This window comes from Caballeronia sp. LZ008 (assembly GCF_031451435.1).
Lineage (GTDB): Bacteria > Pseudomonadota > Gammaproteobacteria > Burkholderiales > Burkholderiaceae > Caballeronia > Caballeronia zhejiangensis.
The window spans coordinates 1,094,768-1,115,663 of sequence record NZ_JARUXK010000004.1; the positions used below are offsets into that span (position 1 = coordinate 1,094,768).

The following is a 20,896-nucleotide window of genomic DNA, read 5'->3' on the forward strand; positions in this document are numbered from 1 at the left end:
TCACCTCACTGCGCTTCGACCGAAGCACCAATACCGCGCATCTGCGGATGCGTGCCGTGCTTGTCCGTTACGTGCTCGGTGCGCGAGAGCTTGCGCAGGATCACGTAGAACACCGGCGTCAGCATGAGGCCGAAGAGCGTCACGCCCAACATGCCGAAGAACACCGCCACGCCCATTGCATGACGCATTTCCGAACCCGCGCCCGTCGACAGCACGAGCGGCACCACACCCATGATGAACGCGATGGACGTCATCAGAATCGGGCGCAAACGCAGGCGGCTTGCTTCGATCGCGGCCTGCACGATCGTGCGTCCTTGCATCTCCAGTTCGCGTGCGAACTCGACGATCAGAATCGCGTTCTTCGCCGACAAGCCCACGAGCACCATCAAACCGATCTGCGTGAAAATGTTGTTGTCGCCATCGGTGAGCCATACGCCGACCAGCGCGGACAAAATACTCATCGGCACGATCAGAATGACCGCGAGCGGCAGCGTCAGGCTTTCATACAACGCGGCGAGCACGAGGAACACGAGCAGCACGCTGATCGGGAAGACCCACAGCGCAGCGTTGCCCGCGAGGATCTGCTGATACGTGAGATCGGTCCATTCGAACTTGATCCCGCGCGGCAGCACTTCGGCCGCGATGCGTTCCGCCGCCGCCTGCGCCTGGCCCGATGAATAGCCGGGCGCAGGACCGCCGTTGATATCGGCGGCGGTATAGCCGTTGTAGCGCACGACCATCTCCGGACCATACGTCGGCGTCACCTTCACGAGCGACGACAAGGGCACCATGTCGCCATTCGCGTTACGCGTCTTCAGCAAGCCGATGTCTTCCGGATTCGCGCGGAACGGCGCATCCGCCTGCACGCGCACCTGATACACGCGTCCGAAGCGATTGAAGTCGTTCACGTAGAGCGAGCCGAGATACACCTGCATCGTGTCGAAGACGTCCGTCACCGAGACGCCCAGTTGCTTCGCCTTCACGCGATCCAGATCGACGTTCAACTGCGGCACGTTGATCTGATAGCTCGAGAACGTCGGTCCAAGCTCGGGCGTTTGCGATGCGCGCTTGATGAACGCCTGGGTCGCATCGGCGAGTGCCGCATAGCCGAGCGCGCCGCGATCTTCGAGCTGCATCTTGAAGCCGCCGAGCGTGCCGAGACCGAGCACCGGCGGCGGCGGGAACACGGCGATGAACGAGCCCTTGATGCCCGCGTACTTCTGATTCAGCGCGCCGGCAATCGCGCCTGCGGACAGCGCCTTGTCATGCACGCGCTCCTTGAAGGGCTTCAGCGTGACGAACACGATGCCCGCGCTCGACGAGTTCGTGAAGCCATTCACCGACAAGCCCGGAAACTCCACCGCGCTTTCCACGCCCGGCTGCTTCAGCGCGATATCCGACATCTGACGGATCACGCCTTCCGTGCGATCGAGCGATGCGCCGTTCGGCAACTGCGCGAAGCTGATGAGGTACTCCTTGTCCTGCGCGGGCACGAAGCCGCCCGGCACGATCTTGCCCATCAGCACCGCGCCGCCGAGCAGCACGGCATACACGACCATCATCAATGCCTTGCGGTTGATGACGCTCTTCACGCCCTTGCCGTACGCATCCGAACCGCGATGAAAGACCTTGTTGAAGCCGCGGAAGAAGCCGCCGAACACGCGGTCCATGCCTCGCGTGAGCCAGTCCTTCGGCTCGTCGTGGCCTTTCAGCAGCAGCGCGGCGAGCGCCGGCGACAGCGTCAGCGAGTTGAAGGCCGAGATCACCGTCGAGATGGCGATGGTCATCGCGAACTGCTTGTAGAACTGGCCCGTGAGACCCGACATGAACGCGAGCGGCACGAACACGGCAACGAGCGTCAATGCAATCGCGATGATCGGCCCGCTCACTTCGCGCATCGCCTGATACGTCGCTTCTCTCGCCGATAACCCCGCTTCGATGTTGCGCTCGACGTTCTCGACGACCACGATCGCATCGTCGACGACGATACCGATCGCAAGCACCATCCCGAACAATGACAACGCGTTGATCGAGAATCCGAATGCAAGCAGCAGCGAGAATGTGCCGACGATCGACACCGGCACCGCGAGCAGCGGGATGATCGACGCGCGCCACGTTTGCAGGAACACGATCACGACGAGCACCACCAGCGCGATCGCCTCAGCGAGCGTGTGAATCACGGCTTCGATACTGGAGCGCACGAACTGTGTCGGGTCATAGACGATCTCGTATTCGAGACCCGCGGGCATGTCCGCCTTCAGTTCCTTCATCGTCTTGCGGACTTCGTCGGAAATCTGCAGCGAGTTCGCGCCCGGTTGCTGATTGATTGCGATTGCAACTGCCGACTTGTTGTCGAGCAACGAACGCAGACCATATTCCGATGCAGCCAGCTCGACGCGCGCGACATCGGAGAGATGCGTGACCGCGCCATCGGGCGACGTCTTCAGCACGATGTCGCGAAACTCCGACTCGTTCTGCAAGCGGCCGCGCGCATTCACGTTCAGTTGCAGCGGCACGTTCGGCAGCGTCGGCGATCCGCCGATCACGCCCGCCGCGACCTGCACGTTCTGCTCGCGGATCGCGTTGACGACATCGGTCGCGGTCATGCCGCGCTGCGCGACCTTTTGCGGATCGAGCCACACGCGCATCGAGTAATCGCCCGAGCCCCACAGCTGCACTTCGCCCACGCCCGCGATGCGTTCGAGCCGGTCCTTCACGTTGATCAGCGCGTAATTGCGCAGATACGTCATGTCGTAACGGCCGTTGGGCGAATTGAGGTGAACGACCATCGTCAGCGTCGGCGACGATTTGATCGTCGTCACGCCGAGACGCTGCACGTCCTGCGGCAGACGCGGCAATGCCTGGTTCACGCGATTCTGCACGAGCTGCGTGTTCTTGTCCGGATCGGTGCCGAGCTTGAACGTTACGGTCGTCGTGAGATTGCCGTCGCTGTTCGCTTGCGACTGCATGTAGAGCATGTCCTCGACGCCGTTGATCTGCTCTTCGAGCGGCGAGGCCACGGTCTCCGCGATCACCTTCGGGTTTGCGCCGGGATACTGCGCATGCACGACGACCGAAGGCGGCACGACTTCCGGATATTCGGAGATCGGCAGCTTGAACATCGCGATGACGCCCGCCAGCAGCACGACCACCGATAGCACGCCCGCAAAGATCGGGCGATCGATGAAAAATTTGGATATGTTCATGACGAGTTCTGTCTGTTGCGGATGACGCGCATCACTGTGCGGATGCCGTCTTCACGGCGGGCGCTTTGTCGTCGTCATTCATCGCGACGTTGTTGGCCTTGATCACATCGTTGGGACGCACGCGCTGCAGGCCGTTGACGACGATGCGCTCGCCCGGCTGCAAACCCTTCGAGATCACGCGCAGGCCTTCATGCGTCTGACCCAGCGTGACTTCGCGATACTGCACGCGGTTGTCCTTGTCGACGACCATCACGTACTTCTTGTCCTGATCGGTGCCGATCGCTTCGTCTTCCACGAGCACGGCCGGATGCGGCGAGCCGCCGCCGACCTTCACGCGTGCATAGAGCCCGGGCACGAGCGTGCCGTCGGGATTGTTGAAGCGGGCACGCACGCGGATGGTGCCGGACGTCGTATCGAGCCGGTTATCGACGGAATCGACGACGCCTTCGCGCGAATAGCCATCTTCGTTCGCGAGACCGAGCGACACCGGCACCGTGCTGCCCGCATCGCGGCCGAGATAGCGCAGATACGTCTGTTCATCGACATCGAAGGATGCGTAGATCGGCGATACGGAAACAAGCGTCGTGAGCAAAGGCGCGTTCGCGCCCGTCGACACGATGTTGCCCACAGTAAGTTCCGCGCGCGACACGCGGCCCGACACCGGCGCGACGATATGCGTGTACGCGAGATTGATCTTCGCGGCTTCGAGCGCAGCCTGCGCGGCCTTCAGGTTGGCGACGGCCTCGCGCGCAGCGTTCTGTTTCTCGTCGTAGTCGCGCTTGGCGATCGCGTTGTCGGCGAGCAGGCGTTCGGCGCGCGCCGCATCCGTCGACGTATAACCATTGCGCGCCTGCGCCGCCGCGAGCTGCGCCTGAGCGCGGTCCACTTCGGCTTCGTAAGGACGCGGATCGATCGTAAAGAGCGCATCGCCCTTCTTCACGAGCTGGCCGTCCTTGAAATGCACCGCGACGATCGTGCCGGGAACGAGCGGACGAATGTCGACGTGATCGACCGCTTCGAGCCTGCCCGAATAGCTTTGCCAGTCGGTGATGGTCTTCGACACGACCGCTGCGACGTCCACTTCCGTTGCAGTCGGGCTGTGCGCGGCGGCTTTGGCTTCGTTGATCGCCGAATCGCCGTGGCCGCGCAAGGCGGTATAACCGCCCGCGCCGGCGACGATCAGCACCGCGCCTAGCGCGGCGTAGATGCGTTTGCGAGTGAATGACATGGTGAAGGCTCCGGTTAGCGTTGAGATTGTTGTTGTGTGATGCGTGGCTGGCGTGCCGAATCTTGCGGTTATCTTTCGCGCTTACTTCGCGCTTACTTCGCGCGTGCGAGGCGCTTCCTGAAGAACGCGACGACATCCGCGAGCGCTTCGGGATGCGCGGCGAGCGCCTGATGCGAGGTCTTGCAATGACGCGTGACTTCGGTCGGCACACCCGCTGCGATCAATTCGCCCGCGTATTTCTCGGCCTCGATATGCAGCAGATCGTGCTCGGCGCTCGCGATCATCGCGGGCGGCAATCCGCCGAGACGTCGCGATTCGAGCGGCGCGGCGTACGGATGCAGACGTTGCGACGGATTCGGCAGATACGCGCGATACCACTGCGCGCATTCGCATGCTTCGAAATCGGGGCACAGCACTTTGCGTTCGTCGGCGAGGCGCGTCATGCTCGGGTCGAGCAACGGCGCGAGCAGCGCTTGCGCGGACATGCGAATATCGCCGCGATCGCGCGCGATGGCCGCGACGCAGGTCGCGAGATTGCCGCCCGCGTCATGGCCCACGACGCCGATGCGCTGCGGGTCCGCGCGCTGCGAACGCGCATGCGCGACGGCCCATTGCGCGGCGCGATAGCCGTCTTCGGGCGCGGCGGGAAACGGAAACTTCGGCGCGAGCGAATAGCCGACGGACACGACCCACGCGGGTGTATCGCGCGCGATCGTCGCTGCTGCGATATCCGCGTCGTCGAGTCCGCCGCGAATGAATCCGCCGCCGTGGAAGTAAAGAACGATGGGCAGGATCGTGCCGTCCGATGCGGGACGATAGCTGCGCAGCGTGATCGGCTGCGCGTGTCCCGTGATGTGCACATCTTCGATGCACAAGCGCGGACTCGACTCCAGATCCAACAGTGTTGCCATGGTTATTCTCGGTGCGAGGCCCATGCTGCAAGGCCTTCACGCATAAGTTGCGATGCTGCGAATTCTGGAGGCCGCGCCTTTTTTAATAAATGCCTATAATCCGGCAACACAATTCGGTCGCACCGAACAATCGTGGTTATCCCTCGCGATTGTTCTTCCGTCATTCTTTAGCGCGCGCTTAAATAGTTGCATCGCTAAGTAAAGAAGGTGAGAGAACATGGATCGGCTTCAGGCAATGCAGGTCTTCACTCGCGTCGTCGACACCAACAGCTTTTCCCGCGCAGCGGACACGCTCAATCTGCCGCGCGCCTCGGTCACGACGATCATCCAGAATCTGGAAGCGCATCTGAACGTGCGGCTGCTTCAGCGCACGACGCGCAGGCTCAATCTCACGCCGGACGGCGCAGCGTATTACGAGCGCTGCGTACGCATCCTCGCGGACATCGAAGAAGCGGAAGGCTCGTTTTCGAACAACGGGAAAGGCCCGCACGGCAAGTTGCGCGTGGACATGCCCGGCGCGATCGGGCGGCTCATCGTGATGCCGCAGCTATGCGATTTCCACACGCGCTATCCGGAAGTCGAACTAATGATGGGCTTCGGCGACAAGCCGGTCGATCTGATTCAGGAAGGCGTCGATTGCGTGATTCGCGTGGGCACGCTGCAGGATTCGAGTCTCGTCGCGCGCCGCATCGGCGTGTTTCAGGGCGTGACGGTGGCCGCGCCCCAATATCTGGAACGCAACGGCACGCCGAAAACCATCGACGATTTGCAGAATCACACGGCGGTGAATTATTTTTCGAGCCGCACGGGCCGCATCATGGACATGGATTTCGTCGTCGACGATGAAACCATCGAAGTGAAGATGCGCGGCATGATCGCGGTGAACGACGCCGAAGCGTATCTGAGCTGCGGCCTGAAGGGCGTCGGCATCATCCAGGTGCCGCGCTTCATGGCGCTGCCGCATCTGCGCGCGGGCGAGCTCATCGAAGTGCTGCCGCAATGGAATCCGCTGCCGATGCCTATTTCCGCGGTGTATCCGCATAACCGGCATCTGTCGCCGAAGGTGCGCGTGTTCGTCGACTGGGCCGCGGAGTTGTTCGAGCGCTGCCCGTTGCTGCAAGGTCAGAAGGATGCAGAGGAACGCTGCCTGCCGACGAGCACGCCGTCGCCGACCATCGTGCGGCATGGCACGCCGGAAGTCGCGGGCACCGAGGACATAGTTGCATAGCTAAGCATCTGCCGAGAGGCGGCCACGGAAAACAAATCATGAACAATGAGATTACCGTGCGCCGCCTCGGCGCGAATGAAGTCACGCGGTATATCGAAGCGCTGGCGGACGTGCTCATCGATTGCGTCGAAGGCGGTGCGTCGGTCAGTTTCATGTTGCCTATTTCGCGCGCGACCGCCGTCGAATTCTGGACGCGCGTCGCCAATGGCGTCGTGCGCAACGAACGCATCCTGCTCGTTGCAGAGAGCGCGGACGGGCATGTGCTCGGCACGGTGCAGGTCGTCATCGATCAGCCGGAAAATCAGCCGCATCGCGCCGATATCGCGAAGATGCTCGTCGCGCGCCGCGCGCGACGCCGTGGCATTGCACAGCATCTGATGAGCGCCGCCGACGATGCCGCGCGTGCAGCCGGCAAGTCCGTTCTCGTGCTCGATACCGTCACCGGCGGCGATGCAGAACGTCTCTACCAACGCGCCGGATGGCAGCGTGTCGGCGTCGTGCCGAACTACGCCTTGATGCCCGACGGCACGCTCTGCGGGACTACGTTCTTCCATAAGCAGCTTGCCTAGCGCGCCCTGCAAACGCCCACGCATCAAGCCTCTGCGCGATTATTCGCCGAAATCGATAAATCTATTCGCTGATACGGCATTTATCCGCCGGTATCGCGCGGCTACATTCAATCCCAACGCAGCACGCTCAACGCCGAATGCAATCCGCATTTGCCCGCACGCTGCATCGGAATGAAAGGAGTCGCAAGCATGAAACAACTCATCACGGGGTTTTCTCTCGCAGCCATCTCCGCCGTCGTCACGACGACCGCTTTCGCGGAGAGCGGCCAGGGCATCGGCCACGCAGGCACGTATCAGGTTCAGACGCAAACTCAGGCCAATGCGAGCGATACGCCCAAGACACGAGCGCAAGTGCGTGCCGAACTCGCGGCCGCGTACTCGAACGGCTCGTTGCCGGCATTGAATCGCAACACGTATCCGGATCGCAGCATGTGGGGCGATGCCATCGCCGCGCAAAGCGATCAACGCGCACGCGATGCGGCGCAAGCGGAAGCGCGCAATCGCGGGATCGTCGAATACGCCAATGGCTCGGCGACGCAAGGCAACGTGATCGCGCGTTGATTGCGCGATTGGCAAAAGAATCAAGAGGTCATCATGTTCGAAAACACGTCGCTCGATCAGTTCTCGCTTCTCGACGAACTGCCAACGCTCACGCCGGTGTGGCATCCGTTCACGCAGCACAGCGCGCATGAACCGGGCGTTGCACAAGATACGAAGCAGGACAGCACTGAACGCTCGCATTGAGCGTGACAGGAAGGCGCGGACGAATGCCCGCGCCTTTTTTTCAACTCAACCGCACGCGCCGATTTCGCCGCATGCCGTGCAGAAGTCGCAGCCGTCCTTGCGGATCACTGCATTGGCGCCGCAGGTCGCGCATTTACGGCCGTGCATCAGGGGCAGGCTATGTGGATCGATTTCGCCTTGCGCGGCACCTTCGGATATGTCATCGCGTTCATCGGCTACAGCTACCGGATGCGGCGCGCGATCGGCGCCCTTGCGCGCAAGCACGCGCGACGGTACCTGGTTGCCTTCTGCATCGAGAAAACCGCGTCGATGAAGAATCTGCTGGATCGCATACGCTAGCGCGGCCACTTCCGAATCGTGCCAGCGCGGACTGCGATGTCCGTCGAGCCTTTCGACATCGCCGAGACGCACTTGTCCGCGATCCCACGACACTTTACGCATGTCCTGAAGCGTGCGCGCCGCGAAGCCGCCGCGCGCGGCCAGCGAGATCGAACGCATCGTCGCCGTGATCCATTGCTGTGATTCGTCGCGCTGCCCGGTGGGAATGAAGAACTCGATGGGCCGTTCGATCGTCACGTCCTCGCCGCCGATGCGCCCCGTCACTTCGATGAACGACACCGCCAGATAGAGCGACTTCTTGCCCGCCTGCGTCAGATACTCGACCTTCTCGATGATCGCAGGCAGCTCTCCTTTGGGCCGATGATCGATCGCGATGCGCAACGGATCGAGATCGAGCTCGGGGTCCGGCGAATCGCTCGGCGTTTCGGCAGGCGCGACGGACAGCACCGCGCCCAGCGTCTCGTTGGGCCGATACGTTGCAAGCCCTTTCAAGCCGCGCCGCCACGCTTCGAAATAGAGATCCTGAAACTTGTCGAACGGATAATCGGCGGGCACATTGACGGTCTTCGAGATCGACGTATCGACGAAAGGCTGCACCGCCGCCATCATTTCCATGTGATCGTGCGCGGACATGTCCAGCGCGCTCACGAAGTAGTCGGGCAACGCATTCACATCGCCGCCCATCTCGCGATACAGCCGGTATGCGTGATCTTCGACAGCGAAGGTCTGACGCGAACCGTCGCCCATGCGCTTCGTGCGCTGATACGTCCACGAGAACGCGGGCTCGATGCCATTCGATGCGTTGTCCGCGAACGCGAGGCTCACGGTGCCTGTCGGCGCGATCGAAAGCAGATGGCTGTTGCGAATGCCGTGCTCGCGAATCGCGCGCTTGATGTCGTCCGGCAAGCGCGAGGCGAATGTGCCCTCTTGCAGATAATGCTTTGCATCGAAGAGCGGAAACTTGCCGCGCTCCTTCGCGAGCTCGACGGATGCGCGATATGCTTCGTCGCGCATCGTGCGTGCGACGCGCGTAGCGAAATCGCGGCCCTCCTGCGCGTCATAGCGCAAACCGAGCATCACGAGCGTATCGCCGAGGCCCGTAAAGCCCACGCCGATGCGCCGCTTCGCCGCCGCTTCGCGCGCCTGTTCTTCGAGCGGCCAGAGCGTGACGTCGAGCACGTCGTCGAGAAAACGCACTTGGGTGCGCGTCGTGCGCGCGAGGCCGTCCCATTCGAACGACGGCGCGCCGCCACGCATCTGCGCAAACGGATCGTGCACGAAGCGCGTGAGATTGAGCGGGCCGAGATTGCAGCAACCGTATGCGGGCAGCGGCTGCTCGCCGCATGGATTGGTCGCGCGGATCGACTCGATCGCGCGCAGGTTGTTGTCATCGTTCATGCGCGACATGAACACGACGCCCGGCTCCGCGACATCGTAGGTCGAGCGCATGATCGTGTTCCACACTTCGCGCGCCTGCACTTCGCGATAGACCCACAAGCCATCATCGCGCTGATGCATGTCCGCGGCTGCGCGTTGCGCGGGCGATGGCTCGGCCTTGTGCACGAGCTGCCACGACGCGTCGTCGGCGACGGCCTGCATGAACTCGTCCGTCACCGCGATCGATACGTTGAAATTGTTCCAGCGTCCTTTCGTGTGCTTCGCCGCGATGAATTCGAGCAGATCGGGATGCGTGCAGTCGAGAATGCCCATTTGCGCACCGCGCCGCGCGCCGGCGCTTTCGACCGTGCGGCACGATGCATCGAATACATCCATGTAGCTGCATGGGCCTGACGCCGCCGATCCGGTCGAATGCACACGCGCGCCTCGCGGACGTATGGCGGAAAAGTTATAGCCGACGCCGCCGCCGCGACGCATCGTCTCGGCCGCTTGCAACAGCGCGACGTAGATGCCCGGCAAGCCGTTGCTATCGACGCCCTGTATCGCATCGCCGACCGGCTGCACGAAACAGTTGATGAGGGTCGCATCGATGCCCGCGCCCGCCGCGCTCATGATGCGCCCCGCGCCTAGCGCGCCGCGCTTGAAGTTATCGACGAACTCCGCTTCGATCTTCGCGCGCGTTTCTTCAGGCTCGGCCCGCGCGACACCGCGCGCCACGCGGCGATAAATATCGTCGACGCGAGTCTCGTCGCCCTTGGCGTATTTTTCGAGCATCACGTCGATGGAAAACTGCTGCGGTGCGATAGCGGTGCTGGGATTGTCTTCGGCCATGTCGGTTCCTTGAATCACTGAGGCGGCAGGCGTCGGGGTCGGAAACCCGCTATGCGCCGACGCGTTCCGCCGCAAAGGCAATGCCCGACGATAGCGCGATTTCTCCCCGCTCGCCATCGAGCCGTTAAACTCGCTTGATCGAAACCAGAACAATCAGCCGACCATTCGCATGAACTCGCGCATGAACTCGCGTCATCCGCCGCTCTTCGGCATCTCGGGCCGCTCGGGCCAAGGCAAGACCACGTTGATCGAAGCGCTTCTGCCGTGGCTGCGCGCACGCGGCGTCACCGTCAACGTCATCAAGCACAGTCATCATTCGATCGAGCTCGAACCGCCCGGCAAGGACAGCGCGCGCTTTCGTCGCGCGGGCGCGGGAGAAGTGTTGATCGCATCGCCGTACCGCTATGCGATCGTGCGCGAGTTGAATGGCGACGCAGAGCCGCCGCTGAGCGAACTGGCCGCGCGACTCAGTGACGCAGACCTCGTGATCGTCGAAGGATTCGCGCGCGAAACAATGCCGCGCCTCGAAGTCGTGCGGCCCTCGGCGGGCCGCGATCCGCTTTACAAGAGCGATGTGGAGATAGTTGCAATCGCAACCGATGATGCCGCCGCCCTCGATTCAAACTTGCCGAAGCTCGATCTGAACGACATCGCGAGCATCGGCGCGTTCATTTGCGAGCGCATGGGCATCGCGCTGAACGACTAGTTCGCGGCGAGGCCCTGACGCGCCACGGCGAGCGCTTCTTTCAACACTTCGTTATCGCCGATGTGATTCGCGAGCAGCAACACGAGCTTCGCGTTGAGCATGTGGCTGGCTTCGTCGGAGAGGCCGTTGTGCGTGTCGATGAGGCGCTCGTAGAACGCATCGTGATCGGCGATATTCAGTTCGAGATTGAGCTTCATACGATTCATCATCCGTTGCAGGTTGCACGCTTGACCGCAGCCGTCACCGATGCGGCATCGAAGGCACGCCAGCGCGCGCATACGTGCTGATCGGGACGCAGCAGATAGAACGTGCCGGGACGCGCGTCGAAGCGATGCGCGACCATGCCTTCCACATCTTCCACGACCGTCACGCCGGGCACGGTACACATCATGCCTCGCGGCACGACGACGAGCGCATGAACCGGAAGCCGCCCGTTCGACAAAGCAGCCAGACTTTGCGCGCAGACTTCCGGGCCGTGTCCGAGCCCGCAGAAATAGATGCCCGTGAATGCGCTGCCGTGCGTCTGCGGCAACAGCCATGCGTCGCGGTCATCGACGCGCACGGGCGCATCGACGCACGGCGCGCCGGGAATCATCGCGCAATTGAAGGCGTCGCCTTCCTTGTCGGGCGTATTGAGTGTCGAGTCGCGCAGCACCGCGGGCACCGAGAGCCGTCCACTGTTCGCCATGCGTCTTGCGAACGCGCAGTCCCTCGCGAGATTGAGCGTCGCATCGCGAAAGAGCCTCGAAACCGCGCTCTTCGGCGTGATGAAGTCGGTGGCGCGCGTCGAGTTGAGGATGTTTTCGTCGGCGGCGTATTCGCGCTCGGATGCGTAGGTGTCGAGCAGCGTATGCGGCGCATCGCCGTTCACGACCAGCTTCAGTTTCCAAGCGAGATTGTCCGCATCCTGCACGCCGCTGTTCGCGCCGCGCGCACCGAACGGCGACACGCCATGCGCGGAATCGCCCGCGAAGATGATGCGTCCGTGCCTGAAGTCGTCCATACGCAAACAGGAGAACGTGTAGACGCTCACCCATTCGAGTTCGAATTCGGCGTCTTCGCCAAGCAACGCCTTCACGCGCGGAATCACACGCTCGGGCTCTTTTTCCGCGACCGGGTCCGCGTCCCAGCCGAGCTGAAAATCGATGCGCCATACATTGTCCGGCTGACGATGCAGCAGCACCGACTGATTGCGATGGAACGGCGGATCGAACCAGAACCAGCGTTCGGTCGGGAACGGCGCCTTCATCTTCACGTCGGCGATCAGGAAGCGGTCCTTGAACGTGCGGCCGTGGCTGTCCAGACCGAGAAGCTTGCGCATCGCGCTGCGAGAACCATCGGCGGCCACCACGTAGCGCGCCTTGAGCGGATACGCGCCATCCGGCGTTTCGACTTGCAGCTCGACGTGATCCTCGTGCTGCGTCACGCCGGTCACGTTGCTCTTCCAGCGCAGTTGCAATGGCTCCAGTTGCATCGCTCGTTCGGCGAGAAAGCCTTCGACGTAGTACTGCTGCAGGTTGATGAACGCGGGTCGCGAATGGCCGGTTTCCGGCAGAAGATTGAACGTGTAGACAAGCTCATCCTGCAGAAATACCTTGCCGACATTCCAGCTCACGCCCTTCTCGATCATCCTGTCGCCGCAGCCCAGACGATCGAAGATTTCCAGCGTGCGCTTGGCGAAGCAGATCGCGCGCGAGCCGCTCGACACGGTGTCGTCGTTATCGAGCAGCACGGTACGCACGCCCTGCTGCGCGAGATCGATGGCCGTGGCCAGTCCGACCGGACCTGCGCCGACTATCGCAACGGGATAAGGCGACGACGCGGGCGCATCGTGATCGGGCGCGCGTTCATATTCGAAGCGCAGAGAGGCGTAGTTCACGGACATTCGGTCGTCTCCATCGTCGAGTCGCTTTTGTCTGACAGGACTCGGTCGGCTCGGGCGCGAATCGCTTCGCTTTCGGTTAGTTGTTCATCATTGTACAAGCCGTTTTACAGTGTTGAATTTAGGTTTACCCGAATGCCACGGACGAGCGCTTGCATCCGCTTACGGTTTCTTCAAGGTACGCCCGTTCACGGGAATGCGGCGTGCAAACGCAGCAAAGCCCATATGGACTTCAGAGGATGAAAAGTGAATGCCGGGGCACTGGCGCCCCGTTTGATCGCGCGACTTCGATCAGACCGCGACGAAGCCGAGCATCTTCGATACGCGTTGCGCGCACGCGTGCAGCGCCGTCGCGATGTCGCCGTTCCACGCGCCGTCGAACGATCCGCTCGGACCGATCGCCGTGATCACGAGCACGATATTGCGCGTGTGATCGAAGACCGGCGCGCTCATCGCGCTGATGCCCGCGACGGGCTCGTCGATCGCCCGCGCGATGCCGTGCTCGCGCACTTCGGCGAGCATCGCGTCGGTTTGCGCACGCGTGTAGTCGCGCCGTTGCGCGCCGACCTGCAACGCGCCCGCACGCTCGATGGCGACGAGCGCTTCGACGGTCATCGGCGGCAGATAAGCCGCGAATGCGCGGCCCGTCGCCGTCTGCAGCAACGACATCACCGTGCCCGTACGCATCGTGACGTGGATGGGCACGCTCGCCTGCTGGATGTGAACGATGGTCGGTCCATAGCTGCCCGCAGTCGCGAGCGCGACGGTATGCTCGATGCGGGGCGTCACGTTCGCTACTTCCGCAATCGCGAGGCGCACCGGATCAACGCGCTGCAGACTGATCAGACCCATTTGCAGCGCGAACGGCCCGAGTTCATAGCGGCCCGTCGCGGGATCCTGCTGAATCAGGCCGAGATTGCCGTAAGACACGAGATAAGGATGCGCCTTCGCCGACGGCATGCCGGCTTTCTTCGCGAGATCGCCGAGCAGCATCGGGCCGCCGTGGTCCACGAGCGCGCGCAAAAGCGCTCCGCCTACTTCGATCGATTGAATCCCGCGGCGCACTGCGCTCATGCCTGACCTTGTGTTGTTGTCCACGATGCGCGCGATGATAACCGCACTCGCGTGCGTACCGTCATACTTCGGGGTTCAGGCGCTCTATCAATTCGCGATGTTGCGGATAGCGCGCCTCCAGCGTGCCCGGCACGGCCAGTTCGAACTCGCTGAACTCGAAACCCGGCGCCACCGTGCAGCCGACGAGCGATACGCCTTCTCTATCGTGACATTCCGCCGCGAACCAGTCGCCCGCTTCGACGACGGTCTGAAACACGGCATCGGCACGATCGAGCGCATTGCCGAGCCGATGCGTGACTAGCGTTCGGTTCGCTTTGAGCACATGCACGTCGATCGGATCGCCTGCGTAGAAGTGCCAGACTTCATCGGAGCGAATGCGATGCCATGCCGAATGCGCGCCATCGCAAAGCAAAAAGTAGATCGCGGTGGACGCCGAACGCGTTTCGCGTTCGTTCTCGCGCACGACGTTGCCGCTCGCGCGATACGTCTCGCGAAAGAAGCCGCCTTCGGGATGCGGCTCGAGCTTCAGACGCCGAATGATTTCGCTGCTGTCGATGCGTTCGCGTTGCATGTCGTTCCTTTGGCAGAGCGGTTGCGGTTCGCGTATTCTGCATCGGATTGCTCGTATCGCCATGCTCTTCAACTCATCGACCAACACCATGACTCTTTCTTCTTCCTTGCTCAACGCTTTCGCGCCGACCGGCACGCTGCGCGCGTCGATCAATCTCGGCAATCCGATCCTCGCGCATCGCACCGACAGCGGCGAGCCGGGCGGCGTATCGGTGGACATCGCGCGCGAGCTGGCGTCGCGGCTCGGCGTGCCTGTCGCCTTCACGTCGTTCGACCGGGCCGCCGAATCGGTCGAAGCCGTCACGAACGAAAGCGCGGACGTCGGCTTCTTCGCGATCGATCCGCTGCGCGGTGCGGGCATCGCGTTCACCGCGCCGTACGTGCTGATCGAAGGCTGTTATCTCGTGCGCGAGGCATCGCCGCTCACGCGCAATGAAGATGTGGATCGCGAAGGCAATCGCATCATGGTCGGCAAGGGCAGCGCGTATGACCTCTTTCTCACGCGCGAGATCAGGCATGCGCAGATCGTACGCACGGCGTCGTCGCAGGCCGTCGTCGAAGCCTTCCTGCGTGACGGCCTCGAAGTCGCCGCGGGCGTGAAGCAGCAACTCGAAGCCGACGCGTCACGCACGCCCGGACTGCGCCTGCTCGACGGACGCTTCATGGTGATCCAGCAGGCGATGGGCTTGCCGAAGCGCCGCGGCGACGAAGCCGCGCTTTATCTGCGCGACTTCGTGGAGGATTTGAAGCGCTCGGGCTTCGTCGCCGCTGCGCTTGCACGGCACGGTATCAAGGGGGCATCGGTTGCCCCGGCAGCGTAATCGCTCACGCGTCGATGAACGCCGGCGTCACGCTCGGCATCACCGACTGGATCGACGCGACGTTCGAGCGCGACGTCGCGGGCGGGCTTGCCGCGTTCAATCGCGCGCAACTCGGGCCGAGCCATCAACGCGATCTGGCGGTGTCGCTCTATCGCGATGACGACTTTCTGGGCGGGCTCGCAGGCTACACGGCGTGGGACTGGCTCTTCGTGAAATGGCTGTGGATACGCGAGGACGCGCGCGGCGCCGGACTCGGCGCACGCGCGCTCGAAGCCGCCGAAAGCGAAGCGAAAAAACGAGGATGCCGCGCCGCGTGGCTCGATACGGTCAACCCCGCAGCGCGCGCCCTCTACGCGCGCTGTGGTTACGAGCTTTTCGGCGAACTCGCGGATTTTCACGCCGGTCAGCCGCGCTACTTCATGCAAAAGCGCTTCTAGTCATTTGGCGTTTTGCATTTGGCATGCATGAGACCAAAACGCATTTTGAATTAAACATGCGATTTCAGCCGTTCCGCGACACGCGCCGTGATCGCACTGCGCGCGGCCAGCGACGGCGCGCAACGCTCGCGCACATCGTTCGCGACCGCGGCGGGCGCGCGCGCCGGATCGCCCGAGTCGAACGGCGGCGCCGGCGCGTATTCCATCTGCAATTGAATCGCCTGCGCTTCGTGCTCGCCGACGAGTTCGGCCGCGAGCGTCAGCGCGAAATCGATGCCCGCCGTGATGCCGCCGCCCGTGAACAGGTTGCCGTCGCGCACCACGCGCTCGTGCACCGGAATCGCGCCCAAATCCGGGAGCAGATCGTGATACGCCCAGTGCGTCGTCGCACGCTTGCCGCGCAAAAGCCCCGCCGCGCCGAGCACGAGCGAGCCGGTGCAAACCGAGGTCACGTAGCGCGCGCCCGCCGCCTGTTCGCGGAGAAAGGCGAGCGTTTCCTCGTCTTCCATCAGATCGCCGACGCCTGAACCGCCCGGCACGCACAGCACATCGAGCGCGGGGCAATCCGCGTAGGTCACGTCGGGCGTCAGGATCATGCCGGCGCTCGACCGGACGGGCTCGCGCGTCTTCCAGACGAGATGCACCTTCGTGTCGGCCATGTGCGCGAACACGTCGTAGGGGCCGGTCATGTCGAGTTGCTGCACGCGAGGAAACAGCAACAGGCCGATATGTAGCGTCATCGTTTTCTCCTTGATCGAGCGTGTTTTTCGTGTGGACGAACCGATGCTACGCCGCTACGCTATGGCGAATTCGACACATAACCCACGTTTTACGCCAACTTGTCTTTCGTGGAAAACGCCATGCGAACCATCGACGTGCTCGCCTTCCCCAATGTGCAGTTGCTCGACGTCGCCGGCCCGTTGCAGGTGTTCGCGTCCGCCAATGACCTGGCGGTCGCGGCGGGCTTGCAGCGGCCGTATCAGCCGCGCGTGGTTGCGCGGGGCGGCACGGTGAACGCGTCGGCGGGACTGGGGCTCGTCGGCGAGGCATTGCCCGATGCGAGCGAAGCGTGCGACACGCTGATCGTCGCGGGCGGCTGGGGCGTGCACGAAGCGGTGCACGACCGTGAACTGGTCGATTGGGTGCGCGCGCGTTCGGCGCACGCGCGGCGCACGGCGTCCGTTTGCACGGGCGCGTTTCTGCTTGCCGCCGCCGGCCTTCTCGACGAACGCCGCGCCGTGACGCACTGGACGCGCTGCGGGGAACTCGCCACGCGCTTCCCGGCGATCCACGTCGAGCCCGATCCGATCTTCATCCGCGACGGCGACGTATGGACATCCGCGGGCGTCACGGCGGGCATCGACCTGTCGCTTGCGCTCGTCGAAGACGATCTCGGCCGCGCGCTCGCGCTCGACGTCGCGCGCCATCTCGTCGTGTTCCTCAAGCGCCCCGGCGGGCAGGCGCAGTTCAGCGCGGCGCTGTCGTTGCAGAAGTCGGGCGAACGTTTCGGCGAGCTGCATGCGTGGATCGCTGAAAATCTCGCGGCGGATCTTTCGGTCGGCGTGCTTGCCGCGCGTGTCGGCATGAGCGAGCGCAGCTTCGTGCGCCATTACCGCGCGCAAACCGGCATGACGCCCGCGCGCTCGATCGAACGCATGCGCCTCGAAGCCGCGCGCCGCCTGCTCGGCGATACGGCGCTTCCCGTAAAGCGCATCGCCGCGCGCTGCGGATTCGGCACCGAGGAAACGATGCGGCGCGGTTTTCTGCGTTCGCTGGGCGTGTCGCCGCAGGCGTATCGCGAGAGATTTACCGGGCACGATCGCGTCGAAACCGCGCATCCGGCATGAATGCCCGTATGCATTGCGGCACGAGCGGCTTTTTTTGAACCTCATGCTCAAGGCTGTATGCTCCGTGCCGTTACCCATATAGAGCCTTTGCTTGTTACGCGCGTCCGGAGCAGCGTGCGAGCGCAGTCGCTGAACGAGACCCGCCCGACGTGGCGGCAATATGGCCTGGAGCGCCGATGAGTGTGTTTCCCGCGTACGACGCGCAGGTTGCCCGCGCAACCGCGGTCGAGCCTGCAACCGTGGCGGCGACCGATGAAAAGATTTTCGCGAGCGTGGCGTCATCGATCGACGCATTGCTGCGCGAGGCCGCCGCGATGGGCTGCCCGCAGCAATGGGCGTGGTATCGCGCGGGCGAGCAGTTGCATCTCGAGCGGCGCGGCGATGCAGCGCTTCCCGATGCGCAGGAATGGCCGCATGGCATCGCCGAGGAACGCCTGACGGAGGTGTGCATCGATAACGGCTGGCACTGCTGGCCGACCGGACGCGGCGAGAGCGTGCTCGGCTGGCTGCTCGCGCCGGTCACGCATCGCGACGACGCGCATCTCGCCGAACTCGCGCGCACGCTCGGCGAGCGCGTGCAGGCCGATGCCCTCGCACGCGCGCAACTCACGCAGCGCGTGCTTTATGAAATCGCCTATCTGGCGAGTTCCGTGCCCGAGCGCGCCGATTTTCTGCGCGGCGTGCATGAACGGCTCGGCACGCTCATCGACGCGGAGAACTTCTATCTCGCACTCTACGATCGCAAGACGGGCAAGATCACGTATCCATATTATGTCGACGTCATCGATACCGACGTCGTCGCGGCCGAAAACTACGACATCCTGAATCCGGAACGTCTTTCGATGACGGGTCGCGTGCTCACGAGCGCGCAGCCGCTTTTCATCACCGCCGGGGATATTTGCGCGGCGGAGCGCGCGGGCCATTTCTATTGCATCGGCGACCGCCCCGAGTTCTGGATGGGCGCGCCGCTCAAGAATGCGAGCGACGAGGTATTCGGCATGCTCGCGATGCAGGTCTATGACGTATCGCGCATTTATACCGTCGAGGACCGCGCGCTCTTTCTGGTCGTCGCACGACATGTGGCGATGGCGCTCGACCGCATCCTGCATCGCGCCGATCTCGAAGAGCAGGTCGCGCACCGCACGTCCGAACTGTCGAAGCTCAACGCGGCGCTGCGTCACGGCATCGCCGAGCGCGAACGATCCGAGCATCTGCAAGCTGCGCTCTACCAGATCGCAGAATTGTCGAGCCGTCCCGGCGACATGATGGAGTTCTTGCGCAGCCTGCATGGGATCGTCGGCGAATTGCTTTACGCGCGCAATTTTTATATCGCACTCATCGAACCGGAAACGGACGAAGTGTCGTTCCCGTATTACGTCGATGAAATCGTGCAGGAGCGCCCCGCGCCGCGACGCGGACAACGCGGCCTCACCGAATATGTGATCCGCGAGCGGCGCGCGCGGCTGATCGATCATGCGGAGGCGCTGCGTCTCATCGAAGAAGGCGCGTTCGAGATCGAGCATAGCGAAGTGCGTCTGCGATCGTGGCTCGGCATTCCGCTCTTCGATGGCGATGTCGTGCGCGGCGTGCTCGCCGTGCAAAGCTATTCGCCGCTCGTGCGCTATTCGCTGCGCGATCAGGAACTGCTCACCTTCGTGTCGCGGCATATCGATACGGCGCTTTCGCGTCGGCGCGATGCCGAAGCGCTGCATGCCGCGAACCTCGAACTTGAAGCGCGGGTCCAGGCGCGCACGCGCGAACTCGACGATGTCAACGCACGCCTGCTTTATGAGAACTCGCACGATTCATTGACGGGCTTGCCGAATCGAAGCCATCTGATGCACAAGCTGCGCTGCGCATGGCAGGACTATCAGACGCGCGGCGACCAACTCTCGGTGATGTTCATCGACCTCGACCGATTCAAGGTCGTGAACGACAGCCTCGGCCATCACTTCGGCGACATGCTGCTGGTTCAGGCCGCGGCGCGCTTGCGCGATTGCCTGCGTTCGACGGATCTGCTCGCGCGCCTCGGCGGGGACGAATTCGCCGTGCTCTCCCCGGATGCACACGTTCGCGATGCGGTGTCGATCGCCAAGCGTATTCTGGCCGCGTTCGATCTGCCCTTTCACATCGAAGAGCATGTCGTGTTTTCGTCGTGCAGCATTGGCATCGTGAGCGCGGACAGCCAGTTCCATACCGAGCCCGCCGACCTGTTGCGCGACGCCGATACCGCGATGTATCGCGTGAAAAATGCGGGACGCGACAGCTTCGTCGTGTTCAATCAGGAACTGCGACGTCAGGTGTCGGACCAGGTGGAACGTGAGGGCGCATTGCGCAATGCGATCAAGCGCGATGACGAACTGCTGCCTTATTTCCAGCCTATCGTCGACGTAAAGAGCGGTGAGATCGTCGCGCTCGAAGCGTTGATCCGCTGGCATCAACCCGATGGCCATATCGTCGGGCCGGGTGAATTTCTTCCTTCGGTCGAAGGCTTGAGGCTCATCGGCAGACTCGATCTATACATGCTCGAACGCGTTGCCGCGATTCTCTCGAATGCGCGCTTCGCGCACTGGCCGCCGGTGCATGTGAACTGCTCCAGCTATAGCATGACGCGCCCCGAATTCGCCGATGACGTTCTGGCGCTATTGCGTCGCTATCGCGTCTCGCCGTCGCGCGTGTGCCTCGAGCTTACCGAAGGCGCGCTCGTGGCCGAGCCCGATCTCGCGCGGCGCACCATGCAGCGACTGGCCGACAACGGCATGTCTGTCGTGCTCGACGATTTCGGCGCGGGTTTTTCGTCGCTCAGTTATGTGCATCAATACCAGTTCACCGGCCTCAAGATCGACAAGTCGTTCATTCTCGAACTGACTGAAAGCCCGCGCAGCCGTGCGATCGTGCGCGCGATCGTGCGCATGGCGGAATCGCTCGATCTGACGCTCGTCGCGGAAGGCGTCGAAGATGCGGCGACGCTCGCCGTGTTGCGCGACATGGGCGCGGCGCAGGCGCAGGGCTATTTCTTCGACAAGCCGCTGCCGCTCGACGCGCTCACACGCACCGCGCTCGCTCCGCGCGCGACGACGGCAAGCGCGGCACTGTAGCCGCGTG

Annotated in this window: 18 protein-coding genes; 9 read left to right on the top strand and 9 right to left on the bottom strand. The window is 63.1% G+C overall.

Features of this window, described 5'->3' with window-relative positions:
• Positions 1-5 precede the first annotated feature (5 nt).
• The 3 genes from QCE49_RS30090 to QCE49_RS30100 form a co-directional block, all read right to left on the bottom strand.
• Complete coding sequence (locus QCE49_RS30090) at positions 6-3,206, bottom strand: efflux RND transporter permease subunit (protein ID WP_008353078.1); 3,201 nt, start codon at positions 3,204-3,206, stop codon at positions 6-8.
• A gap of 31 nt (positions 3,207-3,237) precedes the next feature.
• Positions 3,238-4,434 (bottom strand): efflux RND transporter periplasmic adaptor subunit, encoded by a 1,197-nt coding sequence (locus tag QCE49_RS30095; RefSeq protein WP_175979449.1) that lies wholly within the window; start codon positions 4,432-4,434, stop codon positions 3,238-3,240.
• Positions 4,435-4,526: 92 nt separating this feature from the next.
• Positions 4,527-5,345, bottom strand: a complete 819-nt coding sequence (locus QCE49_RS30100; RefSeq protein WP_008353075.1) for an alpha/beta hydrolase — start codon at positions 5,343-5,345, stop codon at positions 4,527-4,529.
• 217 nt (positions 5,346-5,562) lie between these two features.
• Here QCE49_RS30100 and QCE49_RS30105 point away from each other — a divergent pair, with 217 nt between their 5' ends.
• From QCE49_RS30105 to QCE49_RS30120, 4 genes are all read left to right on the top strand, one after another.
• On the top strand, positions 5,563-6,573 hold the full coding sequence (locus QCE49_RS30105) for a LysR family transcriptional regulator (RefSeq protein WP_008353073.1): 1,011 nt from the start codon (positions 5,563-5,565) through the stop codon (positions 6,571-6,573).
• A 38-nt stretch (positions 6,574-6,611) separates the two neighbouring features.
• Positions 6,612-7,142: a GNAT family N-acetyltransferase gene (locus tag QCE49_RS30110; protein ID WP_008353072.1), complete on the top strand. Its 531-nt coding sequence runs from the start codon at positions 6,612-6,614 to the stop codon at positions 7,140-7,142.
• Positions 7,143-7,331: 189 nt separating this feature from the next.
• The gene (locus QCE49_RS30115) at positions 7,332-7,703 is read left to right on the top strand and encodes a DUF4148 domain-containing protein (protein WP_008353071.1); all 372 of its coding nucleotides are present in this window, start codon (positions 7,332-7,334) and stop codon (positions 7,701-7,703) included.
• A 33-nt stretch (positions 7,704-7,736) separates the two neighbouring features.
• Positions 7,737-7,886: a hypothetical protein gene (locus tag QCE49_RS30120; RefSeq protein ID WP_239294398.1), complete on the top strand. Its 150-nt coding sequence runs from the start codon at positions 7,737-7,739 to the stop codon at positions 7,884-7,886.
• 45 nt (positions 7,887-7,931) lie between these two features.
• Here the strand turns inward: QCE49_RS30120 and QCE49_RS30125 are convergent, their stop codons facing one another.
• A complete protein-coding gene (locus tag QCE49_RS30125) occupies positions 7,932-10,454 on the bottom strand; it encodes an adenosylcobalamin-dependent ribonucleoside-diphosphate reductase (protein ID WP_250456843.1) in 2,523 nt (840 codons plus the stop codon).
• Positions 10,455-10,635: 181 nt separating this feature from the next.
• Between QCE49_RS30125 and mobB the strand changes: the two genes are divergently transcribed.
• Complete coding sequence (mobB, locus tag QCE49_RS30130) at positions 10,636-11,160, top strand: molybdopterin-guanine dinucleotide biosynthesis protein B (protein ID WP_008353068.1); 525 nt, start codon at positions 10,636-10,638, stop codon at positions 11,158-11,160.
• On the opposite strand, the gene QCE49_RS30135 is transcribed toward mobB, so the two are convergent.
• The 4 genes from QCE49_RS30135 to QCE49_RS30150 form a co-directional block, all read right to left on the bottom strand.
• Entirely contained in the window at positions 11,157-11,357 is a 201-nt protein-coding gene (locus tag QCE49_RS30135; protein WP_175979452.1) for a DUF2783 domain-containing protein, read from the bottom strand. The genes mobB and QCE49_RS30135 overlap by 4 nt on opposite strands.
• A gap of 8 nt (positions 11,358-11,365) precedes the next feature.
• A complete protein-coding gene (locus QCE49_RS30140; RefSeq protein WP_175979453.1) occupies positions 11,366-13,045 on the bottom strand; it encodes an FAD-dependent oxidoreductase in 1,680 nt (559 codons plus the stop codon).
• A 288-nt stretch (positions 13,046-13,333) separates the two neighbouring features.
• Positions 13,334-14,116, bottom strand: coding sequence for an IclR family transcriptional regulator (locus QCE49_RS30145; RefSeq protein WP_250456844.1), 783 nt, complete (start codon positions 14,114-14,116; stop codon positions 13,334-13,336).
• 61 nt (positions 14,117-14,177) lie between these two features.
• Entirely contained in the window at positions 14,178-14,687 is a 510-nt protein-coding gene (locus QCE49_RS30150) for a cupin domain-containing protein (RefSeq protein WP_250456845.1), read from the bottom strand.
• Positions 14,688-14,775: 88 nt separating this feature from the next.
• Here QCE49_RS30150 and QCE49_RS30155 point away from each other — a divergent pair, with 88 nt between their 5' ends.
• Positions 14,776-15,507, top strand: coding sequence for an ABC transporter substrate-binding protein (locus QCE49_RS30155; protein ID WP_175979455.1), 732 nt, complete (start codon positions 14,776-14,778; stop codon positions 15,505-15,507).
• Between the two features lie 14 nt (positions 15,508-15,521).
• Positions 15,522-15,944: an N-acetyltransferase gene (locus QCE49_RS30160; protein WP_250456846.1), complete on the top strand. Its 423-nt coding sequence runs from the start codon at positions 15,522-15,524 to the stop codon at positions 15,942-15,944.
• Between the two features lie 50 nt (positions 15,945-15,994).
• Here the strand turns inward: QCE49_RS30160 and QCE49_RS30165 are convergent, their stop codons facing one another.
• Positions 15,995-16,684, bottom strand: a complete 690-nt coding sequence (locus QCE49_RS30165; protein WP_250456847.1) for a DJ-1/PfpI family protein — start codon at positions 16,682-16,684, stop codon at positions 15,995-15,997.
• A 120-nt stretch (positions 16,685-16,804) separates the two neighbouring features.
• Here QCE49_RS30165 and QCE49_RS30170 point away from each other — a divergent pair, with 120 nt between their 5' ends.
• Complete coding sequence (locus tag QCE49_RS30170; RefSeq protein WP_008353055.1) at positions 16,805-17,791, top strand: GlxA family transcriptional regulator; 987 nt, start codon at positions 16,805-16,807, stop codon at positions 17,789-17,791.
• A 176-nt stretch (positions 17,792-17,967) separates the two neighbouring features.
• Positions 17,968-20,889: an EAL domain-containing protein gene (locus QCE49_RS30175; protein WP_008353053.1), complete on the top strand. Its 2,922-nt coding sequence runs from the start codon at positions 17,968-17,970 to the stop codon at positions 20,887-20,889.
• The last annotated feature ends 7 nt before the right edge of the window (positions 20,890-20,896 follow it).